At 70.6% G+C, this 15,216-nt stretch carries 11 protein-coding genes; 8 read left to right on the plus strand and 3 right to left on the minus strand.

Going from position 1 to position 15,216, the window contains the following annotated elements:
- Positions 1-123: 123 nt before the first annotated feature.
- Both ABD256_RS25190 and ABD256_RS25195 read right to left on the minus strand, forming a co-directional pair.
- Positions 124-831, minus strand: coding sequence for a DUF998 domain-containing protein (locus tag ABD256_RS25190; RefSeq protein ID WP_344423684.1), 708 nt, complete (start codon positions 829-831; stop codon positions 124-126).
- Positions 832-981: 150 nt separating this feature from the next.
- The gene (locus ABD256_RS25195; RefSeq protein ID WP_344423687.1) at positions 982-2,190 is read right to left on the minus strand and encodes an ROK family transcriptional regulator; all 1,209 of its coding nucleotides are present in this window, start codon (positions 2,188-2,190) and stop codon (positions 982-984) included.
- A 106-nt stretch (positions 2,191-2,296) separates the two neighbouring features.
- Here ABD256_RS25195 and ABD256_RS25200 point away from each other — a divergent pair, with 106 nt between their 5' ends.
- The 7 genes from ABD256_RS25200 to ABD256_RS25230 all read left to right on the plus strand — a co-directional run bounded on the left by ABD256_RS25200 (position 2,297) and on the right by ABD256_RS25230 (position 13,369).
- Complete coding sequence (locus tag ABD256_RS25200) at positions 2,297-3,766, plus strand: APC family permease (protein ID WP_425546518.1); 1,470 nt, start codon at positions 2,297-2,299, stop codon at positions 3,764-3,766.
- Positions 3,763-6,675, plus strand: a complete 2,913-nt coding sequence (locus tag ABD256_RS25205; protein ID WP_344423690.1) for a glycoside hydrolase family 2 protein — start codon at positions 3,763-3,765, stop codon at positions 6,673-6,675. The genes ABD256_RS25200 and ABD256_RS25205 overlap by 4 nt, the downstream gene beginning before the upstream one ends.
- On the plus strand, positions 6,672-7,568 hold the full coding sequence (locus tag ABD256_RS25210; RefSeq protein WP_344423693.1) for an ROK family protein: 897 nt from the start codon (positions 6,672-6,674) through the stop codon (positions 7,566-7,568). The genes ABD256_RS25205 and ABD256_RS25210 overlap by 4 nt, the downstream gene beginning before the upstream one ends.
- A gap of 181 nt (positions 7,569-7,749) precedes the next feature.
- Positions 7,750-8,325, plus strand: coding sequence for an isopentenyl-diphosphate Delta-isomerase (idi, locus tag ABD256_RS25215; RefSeq protein WP_344423696.1), 576 nt, complete (start codon positions 7,750-7,752; stop codon positions 8,323-8,325).
- A 276-nt stretch (positions 8,326-8,601) separates the two neighbouring features.
- The gene (locus ABD256_RS25220; protein ID WP_344423699.1) at positions 8,602-9,525 is read left to right on the plus strand and encodes a hypothetical protein; all 924 of its coding nucleotides are present in this window, start codon (positions 8,602-8,604) and stop codon (positions 9,523-9,525) included.
- Positions 9,526-9,560: 35 nt separating this feature from the next.
- Positions 9,561-11,795: a heavy metal translocating P-type ATPase gene (locus tag ABD256_RS25225; RefSeq protein WP_344423702.1), complete on the plus strand. Its 2,235-nt coding sequence runs from the start codon at positions 9,561-9,563 to the stop codon at positions 11,793-11,795.
- 47 nt (positions 11,796-11,842) lie between these two features.
- A complete protein-coding gene (locus tag ABD256_RS25230; RefSeq protein ID WP_344423705.1) occupies positions 11,843-13,369 on the plus strand; it encodes a CYTH and CHAD domain-containing protein in 1,527 nt (508 codons plus the stop codon).
- A gap of 45 nt (positions 13,370-13,414) precedes the next feature.
- On the opposite strand, the gene ABD256_RS25235 is transcribed toward ABD256_RS25230, so the two are convergent.
- A complete protein-coding gene (locus tag ABD256_RS25235; RefSeq protein WP_344423708.1) occupies positions 13,415-13,540 on the minus strand; it encodes a hypothetical protein in 126 nt (41 codons plus the stop codon).
- Between the two features lie 111 nt (positions 13,541-13,651).
- On the opposite strand from ABD256_RS25235, the gene ABD256_RS25240 reads away from it, so the two are divergent.
- Positions 13,652-15,103 carry a DNA polymerase ligase N-terminal domain-containing protein gene (locus ABD256_RS25240; protein ID WP_344423711.1) on the plus strand — a complete coding sequence of 484 codons (1,452 nt, stop codon included), beginning with the start codon at positions 13,652-13,654 and terminating at the stop codon, positions 15,101-15,103.
- Positions 15,104-15,216: the final 113 nt, after the last annotated feature.

Consider the following 15,216-nt stretch of genomic DNA (forward strand, 5'->3'; position numbering starts at 1 on the left):
GAGGAGCACGTGGCCGACTGCGGCACACAGCCCGCACAGTGCGATCCACAGCGCTATCTTCATAAACGGAGTGTAGGGCCGCGTGCTATTGATCGTCGCGAAATTTAGGAAAGGCTTAGGATTTCAATTCGGTATTTTCCCGCCGTGTCCGGCGCGGGCCGGTTCGAGCCGGGGGATCGGGCGGGTCAGGAGCGGCACCGCCAGCGTCGCGACGGCGAACAGCCCGGTCAGCGCCATGCCCCGCTCGACGAGCCCGGCCGGGATGATCACCCACCACGGATCGCCGCCGGCGGCCATGATGCCGACGCCGACGAGGATGACGCCGAACCAGCCGAGCGAGGCGAGTGCCAGCCCCGTCGAGATCCGCCGCCACGCCTTGGCATTCACGAAGACGATCCGCGCCGCGAAGAGCACCGCGAGCGGGAGCGCCACGAACCCGACGACGCTGGCCACGCGGTGCACCTCGCTGCCCGCGGTCGGGCCGACCGACCAGTCGCGCTTCGGGAACGCCACGATCAGCAGCAGGCTCGCCACCCAGACACCGCCGAGCGCGGTCGCCATCGAGCGCACCGGGAGCAGCCGCTGGCGGATCAGCCCGGCGAACGCGGCGGCCGAGCCGAACGCCACCAGCAGCACGGCGAGGTCGAAGACCCACTTGTTGGAGGTGAGCCCGTACTCGCTGATCGTCCGGCGGATCGGGCTGATGCCGTTGGTCGGCGGCACGAACTGCAGGAGCAGCACGAGCGCGGCACCCGCGAACAGGCCGGAGAGCCCGAGCGAGGGGAACACCAATGCCAGCGGGCCGCGGCGGTTCGTCGGCGAGGTGGTCATGGCACCCGATTCTAGGAGCGGGACCTGAGAATCCACTGTGGACGAGCGATCGCCGGGATTACGGCGACGGCGAGCACCGTGGACTCGTCATCGACGGGCCGGTGCCCGGGGCGCGCGAGTTCGCCGCCGCCACGCGCCGCGTGTGACGCCTCAGCCCGCCTGGCCCCGCCGGTCGAACACCACGTCGCGCGCGGTGCGCAGCGCGGTCGCGATCGCGCCGGTGAGGGCGGCCTCCTCGCCGAGTTCGCCGGGCACGATCTTCGGGCGCATCGGCGTCACCCTGCCCATCGCCCGTTCGAGCGGCACGGCGAGCAGGTCGTGGTTCTTGCCGATACCGCCCGCGACGACCACCAGTTCGGGATCGATCACCGCGGCGACCGCGGACACCACGAACGCCAGCCGGTTGGCCTCCTCCTCGACGACCTCGAGGGCGGCCTCGTCGCCGTGCCGCGCCGCTTCGAAGACGTCCTTCGCGGTGCGGATCTTGGTGAGCCCGGTGCGCGTCGCGTGCTCGACGACCGAATGCGCGGCCGCCGCCGATTCCAGCATGCCCTGGCGCTGCTTGGCGTAGTCGACGTCCGGCATGCCGCCACCGGACGGCCAGCCGAACGGCAGGTACCCGATCTCGCCCGCGGCGCCGTGCGCGCCGCGGTAGAGCCTGCCGTCGAGGATGATGCCCATCCCGATCCCGGTGCCGACGGTGACGCACACCGAGGCGTCGACCCCGCGCGCGGCGCCGGACTCGTGCTCGCCGACCGCCGAGAGGTTCGCGTCGTTTTCGACGGTCATCTCGGTGCCGAGCACCGACTCCAGTTCCTTCAGCAGGCCCTTGCGTTCCCAGCCGGGCAGGTTCGGCGCCTGCTGCAGGGTCGCGGAGCCGGCGTCGGGCACGCCGGGGGTGCCGACGACGGTCGAGACCACGTCGCCGATCCGGATGCCAGCCTGCTCGAACGCGTTCTCGGCACCCTCGTGCACGATGCGCATCAGCGCGCTCGCGGACCGGGCCCGGTTGCGCTCGTCGATCCTGGCCACCACGGCACCGGACAGGTCCGCGACGGCGACCCTGATCAGGCCGCGGCCGATGTCGATGCCGAGCACGTGACCCGCGGACGGATCCACCTCGTACACCACGGCCGACCTGCCTGGCCCGGCCAGCGTGCGGCCCGCGGTGCGGACCAGCCCGTGCTGTTCGAGATCGAGCAGCGCCTGCCCGACGGTGGGCTTGGAAAGCCCGGTGTCCGTGGCGATCTGCGGCCGGGTGGCCGGGCCCGCCGTGCGCAGCCGTTCGAGCACGGCTCGCTGGTTCAGTCCGCGCATGTTCGCCGGAGTACCGACCTGCGGGGACCTGTCCGCGCTCATCGTGCCTCTTTCCTGGATACGAGTTGCCACCAGTTTACGGGTGAACTCTTCCGTCGGCGGGCAACCCATGTTAAGAAACTTTATTAACTATTGACGGAGGTGTGCTGTGAGTTCACCCACCCGATCGGGTGGTGCCGGAGCTGGAGGCCCCGGCACCCGGTCCGCCGGTCTCCTGCGGCAGATCGGCCCACTGCAGGCGACGGCCATCAACATGACACAGATGTGCGGGATCGGCCCGTTCATCACCATGCCGGGCATGGTCGCCGCGATGGGCGGCCCGCAGGCCATGTTCGGCTGGATCGTCGGCGCGATCGTGGTGATCGCGGACGGCCTCATCTGGGCCGAGCTCGGCGCGGCGATGCCCGGCGCCGGTGGCACCTACATCTACCTGCGCGAGGCGTTCCAGTACCGCACCGGCCGCCTGATGCCGTTCCTGTTCGTGTGGAGCGCGGTGCTGTTCATTCCGCTCATCATGTCCTCGGGCATCATCGGGCTGGTCCAGTACCTCGGCTACCTGATCCCCGGCGTCGTCGACTCCGGCGGCGCGACGACCGTGCTCGGGAAGGTCATCGGGATCGGCGTCGTCGCCGTGATCATGCTGTTGCTGCTGCGCAAGATCGGGCAGATCACGAAGTTCACCATGGTGCTCTTCGGCGTCATGCTGTTCGCCATGCTCGCCACCATCGTGGCGGCGTTCTCGCACTTCGACGCGGCGCAGGCGTTCGCGTTCACGCCGGGCGCGTTCAGCTTCTCCGGCGGCGCCTTCTGGATGGGCCTCGGCGCCGGGCTCGTGATCGCCGTCTACGACTACCTCGGCTACAACACCGTCGCCTACCTCGGCGCCGAGGTGCGCAACCCCGGCCGGACGCTGCCGAGGGCGATCATCTTCTCGATCGTCGGCATCATGTCGCTGTACTTCCTGTTCCAGGTCGGCGTGCTCGGCGCGCTGCCGCTCGACCAGGTCCAGAGCGCCAGCTCGCTCGGTTCGATGGTGCTCGAACAGGCGTGGGGCACCGGCGTGTCGAAGGTGATCACCGTCTTCATCGTGATCGCCGCCATCGGCTCGGTCTTCGCCGGTCTGCTCGGCGGTTCGCGGGTGCCTTACGAGGCCGCGCGCGACAAGGTGTTCCTGCCGGTGTTCGGCAAGCTCCACCCGAAGTTGAACCTGCCCACCGCCGGCGTCCTCACCATGGGCGTGCTGACCATGGCCGGTTCGCTGTTTTCGCTGACCGACGTGATCAGTGCGGCGGTCAGCACGCTCGTGCTCATCCAGTCGCTCGCCCAGGTGGCCGCGATCGTCGTGCTGCGGCGCCGTCAGCCGCACCTCGCGCGCCCGTACCGCCAGTGGCTGTACCCGTTGCCGACGATCATCGCGCTCGCCGGGTTCGTCTACCTGTACTACTCGTCGACCGAACTGTCGCTGTGGCTGTCGATCGGCTGGATCGTGTTCGGCGTCGCGGCGTTCCTCGGGTGGGCGAAGGCGGAGCGCACGTGGCCCTTCGGGCCGAAGGAAATCCGCGAGGCCTACTCGGCGGAGAAGACTGCCGGACAGAAGACGGAGGAGACCCCCGCATGAGGAAGTCTGCCGCACGCGCGCTGACCTTCACCGCGGCCGCGTTGCTCGTACCGGGACTGGTGACCGTGTCGGCAGCCGCCGACGACGAGAAGGCGCGCCCGGCGTCGGCCGAACCGGTCACGCTCGGCACCGGCGGCTGGCAGGTGCAGAGCACCGCGCTCGCGAAGCAGCCGGGGGAGCAGGTGTCCAGCCCCGGCTTCGCGACGAAGGGCTGGCTGCCGGTCAAACCGGACGACGCGGGCGCGCCGGGCACCGAGATCAACGCACTGGTGCAGAACGGCGAATGCCCCGACGTCTTCACCGGCGAGAACATGCGCAAGTGCTTCGGGTACCTGCCGGAGCTGGGCCCGGTGACGGTGCCGAGGTTCGCGGTGCCGTGGTGGTTCCGCACCGATTTCAGCCCGGAGATCAAGGCGGGCCAGTCGGCCAAGCTGACCATCCCCGGCGTCGTCGGCGAAGGCGACGTGTGGGTCAACGGCAAGCTCGTGGCGAGCAAGGACATCGTCAGCGGTGCCTACGCCGCCCAGACCTTCGACGTGTCGAAGCTGGTGCACCCCGGCAAGAACTCGCTCGCGATCAAGATGTACCCGAACAACCCGAAGAAGATGTTCACCCTCGACCAGGTCGACTGGGGCCAGATCCCGCCGGACAACAACACCGGCATCCAGTTCCCGGTGACCCTGCAGGTCTCCGACGCGCTGACGGGCTCGAACGCCCACGTGACGCAGAAGAACGCGCCCGACCTGAGCAGTTCCGCGCTGACCGTCAAGACCGACGTCACGAACAACGCGGATTCCGCGCAGACGGCCGAGGTCAGCGCCACGGTGACGCCGCCAGCGGGCGGGGGAGCGCCGATCGAGGTGAAGCAGTCCGTCTCGGTTCCGTCGCATACCACCAAAACGGTGGAGTTCAGCCCGGCGAAGTTCGGCTCGTTGAAGATCGCCAAGCCGAAGCTGTGGTGGCCGTACTCGATGGGCGACCAACCGCTGTACGGGCTGAAGACCGCGATCGCGCAGCACGGCGCGGTGTCCACCACGGCGAACCAGACCTTCGGCATCCGCAGCGTCAGCACGCGACTGGCCGGGAAGTCGCCGCAGGCGCCGGAGGGCTCGCGGATCTTCGGCATCAACGGCAAGGAGTTCGTCTTCCGCGGCGGCGGGTACGCGCCGGACCTGTTCCTCCGCTACTCGAAGGCCGAGGTCGCGCACCACGTGGCACTGATCAAGAACCTCGGCCTCAACGGCATCCGGCTCGAGGGCCACGACATGCCGCAGGACTTCTACGACCAGATGGACCGCGCGGGAATACTGGTGATCGGCGGGTTCCTGTGCTGCGACGCGTGGCAGCCGGAGGCGGACACGAAGCTGACCGAGCGCGACTACCGGATCCTGCACGACTCGGCGGCGGGCATCGGCAGGATGGAACGGAACCACCCCAGTGTGTTCACCTACGGCTGGAGCGACAACGAGCCGGTCCCGCGCCAGGAAAGCGAAACGCTGAAGGCGTTCAAGGAGACCGGCTTCGACGTCCCGGTGACCGCGTCCGCGGAGTACAAGAGCACCCCGGCGCTCGGCCAGGCGGGGGAGAAGGAGGGTCCGTACGACTGGGTCCCGCCGACGTACTGGTACGACACCACGCATTTCGACCCGAAGGACCCGAGCCGGACGAACGTCGGCGGTTCGTGGGGCTTCGCGAGCGAGCAGAGCGCGGGCCACACGGTGCCGACGATGGACTCCGTCAAGCGGTTCCTTTCCCCGGCGGAGCAGGAAAAGCTCTGGAAGGACCCGGAGTACAACCAGTACCACGCGAATTTCGAGGCAGGCCACGGCGGGTACAAGTTCGGCACGCTGTACACCTTCGACGACGCGATGGCGAAGCGGTACGGCAAGTGGTCCGATCTCGGCTCCTACGTCAGGCAGGCGCAGGTGGCGAACTACGAGAACACCCGATCGCAGTTCGAGTCGTTCATCAACCACTCGACGGACAAGCAGAACCCGGCGACCGGCGTCGTCTACTGGCAGCTCAACAAGGGCTGGCCGACCCTGCTGTGGTCGCTGTTCAACCACGACGGTGACCAGCCCGGCGCGTACTTCGGCGCCAAGAAGGCGAACAAGCCGCTGCACGCCCTCTACGCCTACGACGACGACACGGTGACCGTGGCGAACCTCGGCGGCGAGGCGCAGCGGGGGCTTTCGGTGCAGGCGAAGGTCTACGACCTCGACGGCAAGGTGCTCGACGACCAGCAGGCCGACGGCGTTTCGCTGGCAGGGCAGCAGGTCCGCAACGCGGTGCTGAAGCCGAAGGTGCCGTCCGCGACGACGCCGCCTGCCAAGGCGAGCGTGTACTTCGTCGAACTGCTGGTGAAGCGGAACGGGCAGGTCGTCGACCGCAACACCTACTGGCACTCGACCCAGAAGGACGTCGTCGACTGGCCGAAGAGCTACGGCAACCCGCAGGCGAGCATGTCGCAGTACGCGAACCTGCAGGCGCTGCGGAACCTGCCGAAGTCCTCGGTCGGCGCACAGGCCGTCACCAGGGGAGAGCAGGGCCCGAACGGTGCCGACACCGCCACCTCGGTGACGGTGACCAACACCTCGTCCAAGCCGGTCGCGTTCTTCCTGCGCGCGGATCTGCGCCGCGGCACCGCGGAGGGCAAGGAGCAGCCAGGCGACAACCAGGTCGTCACCGCGACCTGGGACGAGAACGACATCGTGCTGTGGCCCGGCGAGTCGCAGGTGCTCACCACGCATTACGACTCGAAGCAGTTGCGCGGGGCGCGGCCGGTGGTGTCGGTGGCCGGGTGGAACACCGACCGGGTTGTAGTGGGCGCACCCACCACGGCCTACCGGGCACCGGCGTCGCAGTACGCCGCGTACCGGATGCCGCTGCCCGACGGGACGAAGGAGTGACGGAGCTGGACGTGATACTGGGGATCGATTTCGGTGGCACGAAGGTCGCGATCGGGTTGTCCGACCGCGAAGGGACGCTGCTCGCGCAGCGCCGCATCGACACCGACGCGGAGGCCGGCGCCCAGCAGGTCATCGACAGGGCGCTGGCCGCCGCCGCGGAGCTGCTCACCGGGAACGGGCACGCTTCGCCGTCGGCGATCGGCGTGGTGAGTCCCGGGATCGTGCTGCCGGACGAGATCCTGCTCGCCCCGAACGTGCCAGGCTGGCAACAGCTCCGGCTGCGCGACCTGGTGCGGGCCCGCTTCGGGGACCTGCCGGTCGCGGTCGGCACCGACGTCAAGGCGGCCGGCCTCGCCGAGGCCAGGTGGGGCGCGCTGCGGGGCGTCGACCCCGCGGTCTTCCTCTACCTCGGCACCGGCCTCGCCGCGGCGATCCTGATCGGCGGCAGGGTGCTCCCCGGTGCGAACGGGGCCGCGGGCGAGATCGGCTACAACCTGCGCGGGGTGTCGGACACCGACGGGTTCGCCAGCGGTTCGGCGCCGCTGGAGGAGGCGGTCGGCGGCAGGGGGCTCGGCAGGCGGGTCAGCGCGTTGACCGGAAAGCCGACGACTGCGGCCGAGCTGTTCGAGCTGGCGAAGCAGGACCCGGCGGCGAAGGAACTGCTCACCGACGCGCTCGACGAGCTGTCGGTGCACGTGGCGAACCTGGCGATCGCGATCGACCCGGTGCGGATCGCGGTCGGCGGCGGGCTCGTCCGGTCGGCCGACGTGGTGCTCCCGCCGTTGCGGCACCGGCTTTCCCAGGCGGTGCCGTTCCCGCCGGCGCTGGTCCCCGCCGAGTTCGACCAGGACGGCGCGCTCCGCGGCGCGATCGCACTGGCGCTCGACGCCTGAGGCCGATGACGGCCGGGTCCGCTTCGCGCGGCCCGGCCGTCTTTCACCCGGTCACGCACGGTTTCATTCGGTCGCCGAACGATCCCACTCGATGAGGTGTTGCCGTACCGAGGCCGGAGGGGCCAGGCTGGGGCCCGATCCGGCCACCATCGGAGGCGTGCCGGCAACCGAACGGGGGCCCATGGAACGCGTCGTTCTGCTCGACGAGTCCGGACAGGCGATCGGCACGGCTCCCAAGGCCACTGTGCACGACGAACGCACCCCGTTGCACCTGGCTTTCTCGTGTTACGTCTTCGACGCCGAAGGCAGGCTCCTGCTCACCAGGCGCGCGCTGAGCAAACCGACGTGGCCCGGCGTGTGGACGAACAGCTGCTGCGGGCACCCGGGGCCGGGCGAGCCGATGGCGGCGGGCGTGCTGCGCCGGTTGAAGGACGAGCTCGGCCTGAGCGTGCACCGGCTGGAACTGGTGCTGCCGAGGTTCCGGTACCGCGCGGTGATGAGCAACGGGGTCGTCGAGAACGAGCTGTGCCCGGTGTACCTCGCGTTCACCGAAGACACGCCGACCCCGGAGCCGAGCGAGGTCGAAGAGGTCGACTGGGTGGACTGGGTGCCGTTCGCGCGTTCGGTCCTCGACGGTGACCGTGCCGTCTCGCCGTGGTGCGCCGAGCAGGTACCCGCACTGGCCGCGCTCGGCGACCGGCCGACCGCGTGGCCCGTCGCCAGGCCGGACTCCCTCCCGCCCGCCGCCCGGAACTGACTTTTCCCGCCGCGCCCGCTACGGAAACCCGGAGCGGGCGCGCAGCATGCCCGAAGGTCGCAGTGCCGACGTGTGCGCGTCGATTCCGGTGCGTCGGGTGGCGGACCTCACCTTGGCCTCCACGGAAGCATCCTTCGGCGCGCCACGCCTCCGCCACCCGCCTCACCGGAAAGCCGCGTGTGCGGCTGAGCATCGTGCCTGGGTGCGGCCGTTTCCCGTATCTATACCCTGCGGGGGTATAGTATGGAGCGACAGCGGCGGACTCGAGGGAGACCGATGGGTATCAGCACGGCGGCGAAGCTCGGGGGATTCGCGGTGGTCGCGGTCGCCGTGTTCGGTGGCGCGTACGGGATCGGCACCGCGGTCGGACCGGTGGGCACCACGCCACCGGCTGCGTCATCCGCGTCATCCGCGTCATCTGCGTCATCCGGGGTACACGAGCCAGGTGGTTTGCGCGCGTCGGAGCGGGGTTACACCCTCGCGGTGAACACCACCGGTTTCGTCGAAGGCCAGCCGCGGCAGCTCGAATTCCGGATCACCGGGCCGGACGGCGCCGCGGTGACCGCGTTCGACCCGAACCACGACCGCAGGATGCACCTCATCATGGCGCGCCGCGACCTGTCCGGTTACCAGCACCTGCACCCCGCGCTCGGTGCGGACGGCGTCTGGCGGGTCCCCGCGGCGTTCGCCGACGCGGGGGAGTACCGCCTCTTCGCGGACTTCGTGCCGAGGGCGCTCAAGCAGAACCTCACCCTCGGCGCCGGCATCTCGGTTTCCGGGGATCCCCGTCCGGTCCCGCTGCCGCCGCCGTCGGACATTGCGCACGTCGACGAGTCCGGTTACGCGGTGCGCCTCAGCGGGCACCCGGTCGTCGGCGAGGCGAAGCTCGTCCTCTCGGTCAGCCGTGGCGGGACGCCGGTCACCGACCTCCAGCGGTACCTCGGTGCGTACGGCCACCTGGTGGCACTGCGCGAAGGCGATCTCGGCTACCTGCACGTCCACCCGGAGCCCTCGGCCGTCGCCGGCCCCGACATCACCTTCTCGGCCGCGTTCCCCTCGGCCGGTCGCTACCGGCTCTACCTGGACTTCCAGCACGGCGGAGTGGTTCGCACGGCGGAGTTCACCGTCACCGTCGGCGACACCGGGCCGCAGCCGCCGGCGCCGTCCAAAGCGGGCGACGGCCACGGGCACGGGCATTGAGTGGCGGGCACGACATGGCACAGCGAGGAGTTCCGATGACCGCGGTGGATGAGCAGGCGAGCGTCGAGCTGGCGATCGGCGGGATGACCTGCGCTTCCTGCGCGGCGCGGATCGAAAAGAAGCTCAACCGGATCGACGGGGTCGCGGCGACGGTCAACTACGCGACCGAGAAGGCGAAAGTGTCCTATCCGGACTCGGTCTCGCCGGAAGAGCTCGTGGAGACGGTCGCCAAGGCGGGCTACACGGCCACGCTCCCCGTGGTGTCCGAAAAGGACAGTGCGGCGGAGGATGTCGACGAGTCGCGTCCCGCGCGGGACCGGCTGCTGGTGAGCGCCGTGCTTTCGGTGCCGGTGGTCCTGTTCGCGATGATCCCGGCGCTGCAGTTCACGAACTGGCAGTGGGCCTCGCTGACACTGGCGGCGCCGGTGATCGTGTGGGGCGCGCTGCCGTTCCACCGCGCGGCGTGGACGAACCTCCGCCACGGCACCGCGACCATGGACACCCTCGTCTCGATGGGCACCCTGGCCGCGTTCGCGTGGTCGCTGTACGCGTTGTTCTTCGGCACCGCGGGCGAACCCGGCATGGTGCACCCGTTCCGGTTCACCATCGAGCGCGCCGCCGGTGACGGCAACATCTACCTCGAAGTGGCCGCGGGCGTCACCACCTTCATCCTCGCCGGACGCTACTTTGAGGCGCGGTCGAAGCGGCGCGCCGGTGCCGCGCTACGCGCGCTGCTCGATCTCGGCGCCTCCGAGGTTTCCGTGCTGCGCAACGGTTCCGAGGTTCGGGTCCCGGTCGCCGAGCTGGCGGTCGGTGACCGGTTCGTGGTGCGCCCCGGCGAGAAGATCGCCACCGACGGCGTGGTCGAGGACGGTTCGTCCGCGGTCGACGCGAGCATGCTGACCGGCGAGTCCGTGCCGGTCGAGATCGGGCCGGACGACGAAGTCGCCGGCGCCACCCTGAACGTCGGCGGCAGGCTGGTCGTGCGGGCCACGAGGATCGGCTCGGACACCCAGCTCGCGCAGATGGCGAAGCTCGTCGAAGAGGCGCAGACCGGCAAGGCGGAGATCCAGCGCCTCGCCGACCGCATCTCCGGCGTGTTCGTGCCGGTGGTGCTCGTGCTCGCGGCGGGAACGCTCGGGTTCTGGCTCGGTGCGGGCGATTCCGCCGCGGCGGCGTTCACCGCGGCGGTCGCGGTGCTGATCATCGCTTGCCCGTGCGCGCTCGGCCTCGCCACGCCCACCGCGCTGCTGGTCGGCACCGGCCGCGGCGCGCAGCTCGGGATCCTGATCAAGGGCCCGGAGGTGCTCGAATCGACGCGGCGCGTGGACACCGTGGTGCTGGACAAGACCGGCACCGTGACCACCGGCCAGATGTCCCTTGTGGACGTCGTGACCGCGGACGGCGTCGACGAGGACGAACTGGTCCGGGTCGCGGGCGCGCTCGAGGACGCCTCCGAACACCCCATCGCGAAGGCCATCGCGAACGGCGCACGCGCGCGGGGCGCGCTTCCCGGAGTCACCGGCTTCGCCAACGACGAGGGGCTCGGCGTGCACGGCGTGGTGGAAGGGCACGCGGTCGTCGTCGGCAGGCCGGCCCTGCTCGCGGACTGGTCGCTGCCGCTGCCGGAAAAGCTCGGCGCGGCAAGGGAAGCGGCCGAACGCGACGGCAGGACGGCGGTGGCCGTCGGCTGGGACGGCGCGGCGAGGGGGCTGCTCGTGGTCGCCGACCGGGTCAAGCCGACGAGCGCCGAGGCGATCACCCGGCTGCGCGCGCTGGGCCTGACCCCGATCCTGCTCACCGGGGACAGCGAAGCCGTCGCGGTGTCGGTGGCGCGCGAAGTCGGCATCGACGAGGTGATCGCCGGGGTGCTGCCGTCGGGCAAGGTCGACGTGGTCGCGCGCCTGCAGTCGGAGGGACGCGTGGTGGCGATGGTCGGTGACGGGGTCAACGACGCCGCCGCGCTGGCGAAGGCCGATCTCGGGCTCGCGATGGGCACCGGCACCGATGTCGCGATCGAGGCGAGCGACCTGACCCTGGTCCGGGGTGACCTGCGGGTGGCCGCGGACGCGATCCGGTTGTCGCGGCGGACCTTCGGCACGATCAAGGGCAACCTGTTCTGGGCCTTCGCCTACAACCTGGCGTGCATCCCGCTGGCGGCCACCGGCCTGCTGAACCCGATGATCGCGGGTGCGGTGATGGCGTTCAGCTCGGTGTTCGTGGTGACGAACAGCCTGCGCCTGCGCCGGTTCGCGCCGCTGGCGCGCTGACCGCGCGAGCGCTGCGGACTCGGGGTGGAGGGTGCGAAAATGGTGGCATGGCGTCGAAAGAAGTGCCCACGGAGACCGTGACCGAGCGCGAGCGGAAGTTCGAGGTCGGCTTGCGGAGGCCGCGCCCGGAGCTGGCCGGGGTCGGCCCGATCGCGGGCACGGCGGACCCGGTCGAGCTGACCCTCGACGCCACCTACTTCGACACCGCGGACCACCGCCTCGCGGCCGCCGGTGTCACGCTGCGCCGCAGGCGCGGCGGCTCGGACGAGGGCTGGCACCTGAAGCTCCCGGTCGGCGACGACCGCCGCGACGAGATCCGGATGCCGCTGTCGGCGAAGTCGAAGCCCCCTCGGGAGCTCCGGCGGCTGGTGGTCGCGCACACGATGGGCCACAAGCTCATCCCGGTCGCGCACCTCAGGACCGAGCGGACCGAGTGCGCGCTGCTCGACGGCGCGGGCAGGACGGTGGCGGCGCTGACCGACGACAAGGTCACCGGTGAGGCGATCGGCAAGGCCGCGCACCTCGACCGGTGGCGGGAGTGGGAGGTCGAACTCGGCGAAACCGCCGGCGAGGACCTGCTGGAGTCGATCACGGTCGCGCTGGCGAAGGACGGCGTCCACCGTTCGAAATCGTCTTCGAAGCTCGCGCGCCTGCTCGACGACCGGCTGCCGAAGACCCCGAAGCGGCGCACCAAGCTGGCGGGCGACGTCGTGCTGGCGTACCTGCGGGATCAGGTGAACGCGTTGCGGCGCAACGACATCGGGGTGCGGCGGGATGCCGAGGACGCGGTCCACCAGATGCGCGTCGCCTCCCGTCGCATCCGCGGCGCGCTCAACTCGTTCAAGCGCGTGCTCGACCGGGACGTCACGCGCGAGCTGGCCGCGGAGCTGAAATGGCTCGCGGGCGGGCTGGCCCCGGCGAGGGACACCGAGGTGCAGCACCAGTACTTCGGCGCGGCGGTCGCGGAGCTGCCCGACGAGCTGGTGCGCGGCCCGGTCCGGCCGTTCCTGTCCGCGCATTTCGCCGCCGAGGCGGAGCAGGCCCGCCGTACCGCGCTGAAGACGCTGTCCAGCGACCGGTACGAAAACCTGTTGCGGGAGCTCGACAGGCTGCTGACCGATCCGCCGTTCACCAAGCGGGCGAAGAAGCAGGCGAAGGCAGAACTACGGCACTCGGTGCGGCGGGCGGACCGGCGGCTGCGCGCGGCGGCGCGAGCGGCCGCGCGCGTGGCCGACGGGCCGGATCGCGACGCGGCTTTGCACGAGCTGAGAAAGAAGGCGAAGCAGGCGCGTTACGCCGCCGATGCGGTGCGCCCGGTTTTCGGCGCCAAGCTCGACGCGTGGCGGCGCTCGGTGAAACGCGTGCAGAGCACCCTCGGTGACCACCACGACCTCGTGGTCGCTCGCACGGTCGGGCTCGGCCTGGCCACGGCGGCCCACCGCGACGGCCACAGCACGTTCACCTTTGGTGTGCTGCACGCGCGGGGCGCCGCTGCCGCCGCCGGGCTGGACGGTGCCTTCGAGCGCCGGTGGCGTGCGGTGCGACGGGCCACGAAGCCGAAGTGGCTGTCCTGATCAGTCTTCTTCGTCGGTGAGCTCGACCACCGCTTGCTGCTCGGCCTAGTCAGCGGGGTCGGCTTCCAGCGGTGGCGCGGCCGGGGTGCTTTCCCCGGCGTCTTCGCCGTATACGTCGGTGCGCTGGTCGAGTGCGTCCGCTTCGGGCACGTCCGTGCTCGGTTCCGTCATGGCCCGGGAGTACCACCCCGTCCGCTCGGCGAAACGGGGGTGACGCGGCGAGCGACCGGGACTAACCTGCATTCGTCTCTGGGCGGCCGACCCCCACCGAGCGGAGCGAATGTGCCCGATCTGACCGAGTACCGGCGGCGGCGCGATGCCTCCCGAACCCCCGAGCCGGTACCGGACGAAGCCGACCCCTGGCCGGGTCGCGCGAAGAGCCGCGGCACGACGTTCGTCATCCAGGAGCACCACGCCAGCCAATTGCACTGGGACATGCGGCTAGAACGGGACGGCGTGCTCGTCTCGTGGGCGGTGCCGAAGGGGATGCCGGTCGAGCCCGACATCGCCAGGCTCGCGGTGCGCGTCGAGGACTACCCGCTCGAATACGCGGACTTCTCCGGCGTGATCCCGGCCGGGCAGTACGGCGCGGGCCGCACGGAGATCTGGGACCGCGGCCGGTACGACACCGTGCACTGGGACGGCGGGCGGATCGAGATCGTCCTGCGGGGGAGCCGCCTGCGCGGGACCTACGAATTCCTGCACACCGCGGAGGACGACGACCGGCACTGGCGCGTGCGCAGGCTCGACGAGGCGGAAGAAGGCTGGCAGTCGTTGCCGCTGTTCGTGCCGCCGATGACGCCGGGGCGTACCCGGATGCCGGGAGTTTCCGAGGACGGCGAGTGGTCCTACGAATTCGCCTGGGACGGCTTGCGCGCGCAGGTGCGGGTGCAGGGCGGCCGGATCGGGGTACGGGACGGGGACGGACGCGACCGCAGCGCCACCTACCCCGAACTGCGGGGGATCGGTGCCCGGCTCGGTTCGGTGGAGGCGCTGCTCGACGGTGTGATCGTCGTGCTGGCGGACGGCAGGCCGAGTGCCGTCGCACTGCACCGGCGGGCGAACGTGACGACGGCGGCCGACCTGCGGCGGATGGTGCGCCAGTGGCCCGCGGTCTACCTGGCGTTCGACCTCCTGCACCTGGCCGGGAGTTCGTGCCTGGCGCTGCCGTACCGCCGTCGTCGTGAGCTGCTGGCCGGGTTGGGCCTGGCAGGCGACCACTGGCGGGTGCCGGAGTGCTACGAAGGCGAGGGCGCGGCGGTGCTGGAAGCGAGCCGGGTGAACGGTCTCGGCGGCGTGGTCGCGAAACGGCTCGACAGCCCGTACCGGCCGGGACGCCCGAGCCAGGACTGGGCCGCGGTGCGCGGGGTGCGCGTGCAGGAGGTCGTCGTCGGCGGCTGGCGTCCCGGTGGTGGCAGCCGCGCGGAGACGGTGGGCTCGCTGCTGCTCGGCGTTCCCGCGGACGAGGGGCTGCGCTACGTCGGCAATGTGGGTTCCGGGTTCACCAGAGAGGACCTGAACGAGCTGGTGAAGACGTTGCCAGGGCTGGGAGATCCGATCTCGCCGTTCGCGGACGTGCCCGCGGACAAGGCACGGGAGGCGAGGTGGGTGCGCCCCGAGCTGGTCGGCGAGGTGGTGTTCCGCGGCTGGACGGACGCGCGCTGCCTCCGCGCGCCGAGCTGGCGCGGTCTCCGCGGTGACCTCGCCCCGGACGAGGTGGGGTTCCGTGGCTGAAAGATCCACTGTGGACGGTCACGGGGCGGTGCACGAGTCATGATGTTTGAGCCTCTTGCCGACGGGGTATAGACCAGTGTTCTCCTGCCGTCGGCGCGGTCGCGGCCCGGGGA

Origin of the sequence: Amycolatopsis minnesotensis, from assembly GCF_039529815.1 — a bacterium.
GTDB lineage: Bacteria > Actinomycetota > Actinomycetes > Mycobacteriales > Pseudonocardiaceae > Amycolatopsis > Amycolatopsis minnesotensis.

What these genes read in the sequence shown, in the direction of transcription:
- ABD256_RS25205 (WP_344423690.1), top strand. Translation starts at nt 3,763, where the DNA reads ATGAGGAAGTCTGCCGCACGCGCGCTGACCTTCACCGCGGCCGCGTTG.
- ABD256_RS25230 (WP_344423705.1), top strand. Translation starts at nt 11,843, where the DNA reads ATGGCGTCGAAAGAAGTGCCCACGGAGACCGTGACCGAGCGCGAGCGG.
- ABD256_RS25235 (WP_344423708.1), bottom strand. Translation starts at nt 13,540, where the DNA reads ATGACGGAACCGAGCACGGACGTGCCCGAAGCGGACGCACTCGACCAG.
- ABD256_RS25190 (WP_344423684.1), bottom strand. Translation starts at nt 831, where the DNA reads ATGACCACCTCGCCGACGAACCGCCGCGGCCCGCTGGCATTGGTGTTC.
- ABD256_RS25195 (WP_344423687.1), bottom strand. Translation starts at nt 2,190, where the DNA reads ATGAGCGCGGACAGGTCCCCGCAGGTCGGTACTCCGGCGAACATGCGC.
- ABD256_RS25225 (WP_344423702.1), top strand. Translation starts at nt 9,561, where the DNA reads ATGACCGCGGTGGATGAGCAGGCGAGCGTCGAGCTGGCGATCGGCGGG.
- idi (WP_344423696.1), top strand. Translation starts at nt 7,750, where the DNA reads ATGGAACGCGTCGTTCTGCTCGACGAGTCCGGACAGGCGATCGGCACG.
- ABD256_RS25220 (WP_344423699.1), top strand. Translation starts at nt 8,602, where the DNA reads ATGGGTATCAGCACGGCGGCGAAGCTCGGGGGATTCGCGGTGGTCGCG.